Here is an 8,708-nt window from a genome sequence, read left to right as displayed (position 1 = left end):
CCATTTAAAGCCTCACAGGGCAACCCAGGTCTATTGCCTTATGAATCAGAAAACCTGGATTTATCCGTGGAATATTACTATGGCGACGGCAGCTATGTTTCATTAGGTCATTTCCGTAAAACCGTGGATAACTTTATCGCCGTTAGTGAAGAAGAACGCATTATTGAAGGACCCAACGGCCCTTTAACCAACCCCAGTGTTGACCCACGAGGAAATTGTCCAGAAGGCAGTGTTACAAACCCAGTTAGCGCCTGTACATCACAACCGGATGATCCGGCCATTGTATGGCTTGTGTCTACACCTGCCAACATGAATGCAACCAAGGTATTTGGTTGGGAGTTCAATATTCAGCATATGTTTGGTGACACGGGCTTTGGTACCATTTTCAACTATACCAATGTTAACAGTAGCGATGAATACGATATCCACAGTCTGGACAACGACCTCGCCTTAGGTGGTCTAAGTGATTCCGCTAACCTTGTGGGCTTTTACGAAATGGACGATTTCCAAGTTCGTATTGCTTACAACTGGCGAGATGACTTCTTACTTAGCGGTGGTGTAGAGCCCACGTTTACAGAAGCCTATTCACAGGTGGATGTATCTGCTAGCTACGACATTAATGACACGGTTTCGGTATTCGTTGAAGGGATCAATGTTACCGACGAATCAACCCGTCGCGACGGTCGATTTGAAAATCAATTAATCGATTATGAAGAGTACGGACCTCGTTACAACCTGGGTATCCGCGCAAGATTCTAAATCGAAAACCAGCTAAAAGGCCACCTACCGGTGGCCTTCATCAAAGGGGAATACCATCCCTTCCCGAGTCTGTAAGGGCTGGATGCACTGCTCCTCCTTTAACGGCAAGCCCTTGCATTAATGAACAACGAAAACAAACCCATAGGCCTGTTTTTCTGCCTGTATGGAATATGCATTTTTCAGCATCGACTTTTAACTATCTGTTATTAAAGGAAACACACTATGCTTTTAGATAAGCCAGAATATGTCAAAACAGCACTTTGTGCCCTGTCCCTATCAACACTGGTAGCCTGCAGCACCGACAAATCCACTGAAAAAACCAGTACCACTTATGCAGATAATCTCACTTTACAATCTGTAGCCGATTTTGATGCACAAACTGAATCTTTATCCATCACCGAGGATGGCGCAGTAAGCAATATTATAGATAACTCTTCATTAACTCACCATGCGCTGGCAATCCGTTTTTCCCCTGAACCCAAAGAAGCCAAAGTGACGCTTGCGCCAAAGCAGCCTTGGGATTGGTCTGCACAACGGGAAGTCAACTTTGCGTTTGATGCAATTAATACGGGTGAGGAATCGGTACAGCTTTATGTTTCGATTCACAATGGCAAAGGTGAAGTCACCCATCAAAGTATGAATATCGCAGCGGGTGAAAAAGGTACTTACTACCTCTTGCTCGGAGGAAAAGCCCTTGAGACGGATTTAGGATTTAAAAAATCCGGTATTCCCCCCTGGCAAAGTAGTGATGAAATGGCCTATTTTCGCTATGGCTCGCCCACCATTGATTTACATGAGATCACCGGGATCACACTATCTATAAAAGGAAATTTGACAGAAAAAACGATTCAGGTTGATAACCTACGACTACGCGCCAACCCCGAATATGACGACTCGTATCGAAAAGGCTATGTGGATCGGTTTGGTCAAAATGCTAAAATCGAATTTCCCATTAAAATCCACTCGGAAGCAGAGCTTAAACAAGCGGCAGATAACGAACTCGCCCAATTACGCCAGTCTGGCTTAATGCCGGATCGCTCACGGTTCGGTGGCTGGAAAGATGGCCCTCGCCTTGAAGCAACCGGCTATTTTCGTACAGAAAAAGTCAACGGAAAGTGGTGGATGGTTGACCCTGATGGCTATCTCTTTTTCTCCCATGGTGTGGCAAATGTACGTATGGCTAATTTAACCACATTAACCGGCGTAGATTTTAAAGATGATTCGGTACGCTATATTGATCCTGAAGCCGTCACCCCTGAAGACTCAATGGGTATTGTAAAAGTATCTGATAAAGTCAGACAAAGCCGTTATATCGCGTCTAAAGTTCGCCATGACATGTTCACCTGGTTACCAGACTACGATGATGATCTAGCCGCCCATTACAGCTATCGAAGAACCGTATTATCCGGCCCGGTTACATCAGGTGAAACCTACAGTTTTTATCGCGCGAATTTACAACGTCGCTATGGCGAACAGTACCCAGAATCCTACATAAAAAAATGGGAAGAAGTCACATTGGCCCGTTTTCAAAATTGGGGCTTCACCTCTATGGGTAACTGGGTCGATCCCGCCTTTTATGATAATGAAAAAGTCCCGTATTTTGCCAACGGTTGGATCATAGGTGACTACAAAACATTAAGTTCGAAATATGACGTATGGGCACCAATGCCGGACTCCTTCGACCCTGAATTTGCCCGTCGAGCACAAATTACCGTGGATACCATTGCCAACGAAGTGCATAACTCGCCCTGGTGTGTAGGGGTGTTTATCGATAACGAAAAAAGCTGGGGATTAAGTGAAGGCAGTGTTGAACATCGCTATGGCTTAATACTGGATGCCATGAATAAAAATGCATCACAGAGCCCTGCCAAAGCCGCCTTTACCCAATACCTGCAAAACAAATATGACTCAATTAACGCACTAAATCAGGCATGGAATACCCAATTCGCTACTTGGAGTACAATAGAGAACGGTGTCAATTTAACGACCTTTTCTGAGCCAATGGTCTCTGATTTATCCCATATGCTCGAGATGTTATCAGAACAGTACTTTAAAGTGGTGCATGACGCATTGGCCAAAGCCATGCCCGATCACCTTTATATGGGCGTAAGAATGGCCAACTGGGGGATGCCCAAAGAGACCATTAAAGCGGCGGTGAAATATTCCGATGTACTGAGTTTCAACATATACGAAGAAGGCATACAGCCAAAAGCTTGGGCGTTTTTGCAAGATATCGATTTGCCGTCCATTATTGGCGAATACCATATCGGTGCCACCCGCGAAAACGGCTTATATCACCCCGGATTAGTACAGGCTGACGACCAAGCTGACAGAGCACAAATGTATCTTGACTACATGCACAGTGTTTTAGCCAATCCTACCATGGTGGGCGCACACTGGTTTCAGTATGTAGACTCCCCCATTTCCGGTCGCGCATTTGATGGTGAAAACTATAATGTGGGTTTTGTTTCCGGTACGGATATTCCCTATCCTGAGATGGTGGAAGCCGCGAAAAAGTTTAACGCGACTGTCTACCCCACCCGCTACAACAGCAGCTACAAACTACCTAAATAGTAATACGCTTACATAAAATAAAGACGCTTCGTTAATCCACGAAGCGTCTGTTTAACGACCTAATAAAGAATACTTTCACAAATTTAAACTTAATAAGAACTATTTGCATTTGTATTCATTTCCTTTATATTGTCACCCACCGCTATCCCCATAGCTGTATTTACACACTGACATCATCAAGGAAACACTAAGAATGCAAAAAAAACGAATTGGTACATCGCTTTCCACTAGTGCACTCGCACTTACCGTATCCTCAGTTCTACCCATGACGGGTATCGCTGCTGACTTAGCCGAACCTTATCAAGCCACCGAAACCCAAAGTGAACTTGAACTCACAAAAGCCAAGGCTGACGTTGAAAAAACCTATAAAGTTGATGAATCTTCTTCTGTAAAACTCACCCAACCCATCGCAGACACGCCGCGCACCATTACGGTTATTCCCTCAACCATGCTTGAAGATCAAGGCATAACCAGCCTCAATGATGCGCTGCGAAACGTAGCCGGTGTCTCCACCTTTGGCGGGGGTGAAGGTGGTGGTGGTACGGTTACCACCAGTGACAGCGTCAGCATTCGGGGTTTTGACGCCAGTTCCAGTATCTATATTGATGGGATCCGTGATATCGGTGGCTACAGCCGCGATATGTTCAATTATGATCAAGTGGAAGTGATTAAAGGCGCCAGCGGCAGTATTGATGGCAGAACCAATGGCGGAGGTTCACTTAACCTTAGTACCAAACGTGCTCAGTTGGACGATTTCGGTTCTGTGTCCGGTCGCTACGATAATTTCGACACCGGCCGGGTAACCGCTGACGTCAACAAGCAACTGTCTGACAACACAGCCGCCCGCTTTAACCTGGTATATTCCGATGGCGGCGATGTGTTTGACAACGGTAGAGAAAATTACGAAACACTGGGGCTTGCGGGCTCATTTTTCTATCAAGCAACGCCGGACACTGACGTTACTCTCGATGTTTTCTACATGGATCAGGATAATACCCCCATCCTTGGTTTGCCTTACGTTACCGCAGATGCCGCTGAAGCATCTGGTTTAGATGAAGGGCCTATCGATTCCTCCTACTGGAGTAATTACTACAGTGTGGATGGCCGAGATTATGAAGACATTGATACCGGCATGATTACCTTGTTGGTGAATCACAAAGTAAATGACAACTTAAGCCTTCGCAGCCAAACCCGTTACGGCTCAAATGATAAAAAATCTGTGATTGGGCGTCCTTGGTGGGGCTCTGATGATGAAGCCGGTTTATTGGATGCCACTAAAATCCAGTCTCTCGATGAAGAAAGTGATTTGTTCGTCACCCAATTCGATGGCTTATTTACCTTTGAACAGGACAATATTGCTCACAATCTTGTGATTGGTGCAGAATATGCCAAAGAAAAGCTCACCTCCTACGGACTGGACGCTGACTATACCTACACCGTCGATGGTGAGGTTGTCGATACGCCTTATATTGATCCCACCAACCCATTAAACAACATCGAAGTCTCTGGCAGTGTTGTACGCAATGGCGAGGATACCGTCGGTGATGCTGATACCATTGCGATTTATGCCTTTGATAGCATCAGTATTGGCGAGCAGTATCAACTAGACGTCAATGCAAGACTCGATGACTATGAAATTGAAGGGGAAACATGCAGCCGAGGTACCTGTGCCACCGGTCTGAGTGCTGACGCCACCTTCTTCTCGTATGGGGTCGCATTTAGTTATATGCCCACAGAGAACGGCAGCATCTATGTCAGTTATGGTAATTCAGAAGAACCTCCAGGAACCGAGTTAGCCCTGTCGACCAGCGCAGATAGCAACTCACTGGATCCCCAAGATGCAGAAACCATGGAATTAGGCACTAAATGGGAACTCTTTGACGGCGATCTGCTATTAACTGCGGCGATATTTAAAACCACCAAAGATGTAGAGGACTCGGAAAGTATCACTGATGATGACGGGAATTCTTCCACTTATTACTATCTCACTGGTGAACAGGAATCAAAAGGCTTTGAAATCGGCGTGGTGGGTAACCTGACCGACAATCTGTCGATTTCTGCTAATTATGCCAAACTGGATACAGAAACAACCCAGGATCTGGATCCTGATGAAGTGGGCAACGGTTTGCAAGCCGCGCCTGATGATACAGCTACCGTTTGGTTATCTTACTCAGCCATGGACGATAAGCTGAACCTAGGTGGCGGCCTTTACTACAACTCCGGTGAAACCTATTGGCGTCAACAAACCGCCTATTTCACCGTGGATGCTTATACCACCGCCTCTTTGATGGCCTCATACCAAGTCACCCCAGCACTGAAAGTACAAGTTAATATCGACAATCTGTTCGATGAAGAGTACGTTACTGACTTCAGTGCGAAAGGTCACTTCAGACCGGGTGATCCTAGAAGTTTCGCCGTATATGCAAGCTATAACTTCTAATGTAAACCACCTATAGCCGGGCACTGCCCGGCTTATTTTTAACGAACAAACATCTGTAAACTATGCTAGTTAAAATAGAAAAATTTTTTACTAAAGAACAAGTTGCCGAAGCCATCGCCATGCTGGAAGCCGCCGAGTGGGTAGACGGTGCGGTCACCGCTGGCCATCAAGCGGTAAAGGCAAAACGCAATTTACAGTTACCTGAAGATTCAGAAATCGGCAAACAATTAGGGGAATTTATTCTCGCCCGATTAGGCCAGTCTCAAGAGGTATTGGCCGCCGCATTACCCAACAAAATCTATCCGCCCATGTTTAATTGTTATCAAGGCGGCGGTGAATTCAACTATCATGTGGATAACACCATACGACGTGTTGCTGGTACCCCAGTAAAAATAAGAACTGATGTGTCAATGACCTTGTTCTTTTCTGAGCCAGAAGACTATGACGGCGGTGAGCTTGTTATTCAGGATACCTATGGCGAACAACGGGTGAAATTTGCAGCAGGCGATATGGTGCTGTATCCCTCTACCAGCTTGCACAAGGTAACGCCTGTTACCCGAGGACGCAGACTTGCTTCTTTTTTCTGGTTACAAAGTCTGGTAAGAAGTGATGAGCAAAGACGTATTCTTTATGATTTGGATAAAAGTATTCAGGCACTCACAATCGATACCCCTGATCACCCTGAACTCGTGCGTCTGGCTGGCGTTTATCACAACCTGCTACGACAGTGGTCAGAAACCTAAACGACCGCTATTTTTGCCAAATATGGTTGACTGAAATATCGTTAAGGGAAGTGCAACCGCATAGTGCCATGGTTAATTCCAGCTCATCTCGTAATAAACGGATGGTATGGGCCACACCCAATGCCCCCGCAGTGGCCAAGCCATAAAACACAGGTCGCCCAATCATTACTGCATTTGCGCCTAATGCCAACGCTTTAAATATATCCGTTCCACGACGGATCCCGCTGTCTATTAGCAACGGCAAATCTGGCCCCACCTGATGACGAATCGCCGGTAACACATCAATGGGTGAAGGTAAGGTATCCAGCGTCCTACCCCCATGATTTGAGATCACGATGCCGGCCACATTATGGGCTTTTGCTTCCTTCGCATCCTGGGGGTTAATAATACCTTTAATAATAATTGGAAGGCGGGTGTTATCGCCTATCCATGCAATGTCATCCCAAGTTGGCGCTGTTTTCATTAACCCTTGAAATACCGTACTTTTACCTTCATTGCCAGCAGACTGAGCTTGATATTCGGTACAATTTTCAGCGCAAATTCCAGGCGGCAAAGAAAACCCTGCCCGTTGCTCGCGATTGCGTAACCCGTTAATGGGCGCATCAACGGTAATCATCAACGCACTGTAACCGGCCTTTTCTGCGCGACGTACAAGGTCGAGGGTGTGCTCTTTTTGACTCTGAAAATATAACTGAAACCATTTTTGCCCGGAACTGGATCCCGCCACCTGTTCAAGGGACGTGCTGGCTAAGGTACTTAGCACAAATAATCCATCTTGTGCTTCTGCGGCCAATGCTGAGCCAATTTCACCGTCAGGATGGGCCAGTTTTTGATAGGCAACGGGTGCCAAAATAATAGGGTGAGCCAATGTGTGCCCTAACAAGGTGGTCTTGGTGTGCCCTTTTGAGACATCCTTTAGCACGCGGTTAAGTAATTTAATTTGCCGGTAGGCTGTTTCATTCTGTCTTGCCGACACTTCATCGCCAGAGCCGCCATAAATATAAGCCCATGCTTGCTCATTAAGATTTACTTTGGCATATCTTTCATAATCAATTAAGGCGGCAATATCAGGTGGGATTTGCGGTGACTGCATGACGGTTCACTCTGTTACTTTACAATTAAGATAAAATGCTAGCTAATCAAGCCGTTTGCTCATCATTATGGCATCTTCACGACCCTTGGCGGACGGGTAATAATCCCGACGTATATCAATATCGTTAAAATCAGCGCCACGATAGAGTGCGATGGCCCCGTGATTTCCGGCCCGTACTTCCAGCCAGATTTCCTCAGCATTTAAGCTGACAGACGCATCAATCACCGCATTCAGCAATTGCTTTCCTACCCCATGACCACGTTGTTCTTCTGCAACCGCAATGTCCATCAAGGTCACTTCACCGGCCACATGCAACATGATTGCATACCCGATTACCCGATTATTTTTAACCGCAGCTAAGCAGGAATATGGGGAAGAGCAGCAATCAGAGAAGGTTGAAAAGGACCAAGGCTGAAAGGTAGCACACTGATGAAGATAATAGGCTTGATCTAGCTGCTCATCCAATAAGGGGCGAATAATCACTGTCATGTGTGCCTTAAAATACCGTACAAAGTTGTTGCCACAACGCTTTTTTTTGCGCTGCGCTTAACATAGGTGCATTTACAGGAAATGTAATTTGGCTGGGACTGACTCCCAATTTATCACCGCTTATCCATTTTAAATTAGCTTGGGGGGCAAGAAATTCAATGGCCAAATCGATATCAGTAGCGATGCTTCCCAACGCAGCCTTATTTAGCGGCTTTTCCGCTGGAGGTGTTGGTGTAGCAGACGTTGACGACATGGAATCGGGCTCACTGGCCGTACCTTTCGCCGAAGGATCAACACCAATGGCTGCCCGCAATTGTGCGATGGGATCATTTTTGTTTACTTGCCCAGATGCCCGCCCTTCAGAGGTGGCAGCATCCACCGTATCAGGCTGTACTGTGTTGACTTCAGACTGACGTGCCCATACGCAAATATCCATTTGCTGGAGAACTGCTATTTGATAAGCCGTAAGCGTTAGTGCCATGATTTTTCACGTAAAGAAAGAGACAAGAAGTATAACTTATCGAGGGAAGAAATGGCAGGGGTGGAGGGACTCGAACCCCCAACCATCGGTTTTGGAGACCGCTGTTCTACCAATTCGAACTACACCCCT

Annotated in this window: 7 protein-coding genes and 1 tRNA gene; 4 read left to right on the top strand and 4 right to left on the bottom strand. The window is 46.1% G+C overall.

From position 1 onward, the window contains the following. The 4 genes from V5298_RS18525 to V5298_RS18510 form a co-directional block, all read left to right on the top strand. Nucleotides 1-759, top strand: a 759-nt coding sequence (locus V5298_RS18525) for a TonB-dependent receptor domain-containing protein (RefSeq protein WP_332932913.1), incomplete at its 5' end; no start/stop codon positions are given. 222 nt (nt 760-981) lie between these two features. Next, nucleotides 982-3,333, top strand: a complete 2,352-nt coding sequence (locus V5298_RS18520; RefSeq protein ID WP_332932912.1) for a beta-galactosidase — start codon at nt 982-984, stop codon at nt 3,331-3,333. 193 nt (nt 3,334-3,526) lie between these two features. Continuing rightward, a complete protein-coding gene (locus V5298_RS18515; protein ID WP_332932911.1) occupies nt 3,527-5,773 on the top strand; it encodes a TonB-dependent siderophore receptor in 2,247 nt (748 codons plus the stop codon). Between the two features lie 62 nt (nt 5,774-5,835). After that, the gene (locus V5298_RS18510; protein WP_332932910.1) at nt 5,836-6,516 is read left to right on the top strand and encodes a Fe2+-dependent dioxygenase; all 681 of its coding nucleotides are present in this window, start codon (nt 5,836-5,838) and stop codon (nt 6,514-6,516) included. A gap of 7 nt (nt 6,517-6,523) precedes the next feature. On the opposite strand, the gene V5298_RS18505 is transcribed toward V5298_RS18510, so the two are convergent. The 4 genes from V5298_RS18505 to V5298_RS18490 form a co-directional block, all read right to left on the bottom strand. Then, nucleotides 6,524-7,609 carry an alpha-hydroxy acid oxidase gene (locus V5298_RS18505; RefSeq protein ID WP_332932909.1) on the bottom strand — a complete coding sequence of 362 codons (1,086 nt, stop codon included), beginning with the start codon at nt 7,607-7,609 and terminating at the stop codon, nt 6,524-6,526. A gap of 42 nt (nt 7,610-7,651) precedes the next feature. Beyond that, nucleotides 7,652-8,098 (bottom strand): ribosomal protein S18-alanine N-acetyltransferase, encoded by a 447-nt coding sequence (gene rimI / locus V5298_RS18500; protein WP_332932908.1) that lies wholly within the window; start codon nt 8,096-8,098, stop codon nt 7,652-7,654. Nucleotides 8,099-8,105: 7 nt separating this feature from the next. Further along, entirely contained in the window at nt 8,106-8,579 is a 474-nt protein-coding gene (locus V5298_RS18495; protein ID WP_332932907.1) for a hypothetical protein, read from the bottom strand. Between the two features lie 52 nt (nt 8,580-8,631). Next, nucleotides 8,632-8,708 (bottom strand) — tRNA-Trp (locus tag V5298_RS18490).

Origin of the sequence: Alteromonas sp. 14N.309.X.WAT.G.H12, assembly GCF_036697315.1 — a bacterium.
Taxonomy (GTDB): Bacteria; Pseudomonadota; Gammaproteobacteria; order Enterobacterales; family Alteromonadaceae; genus Alteromonas.
The sequence above is the reverse complement of the archived record's forward strand: the minus strand, read 5'-3'. Positions and strand labels throughout refer to the sequence as shown.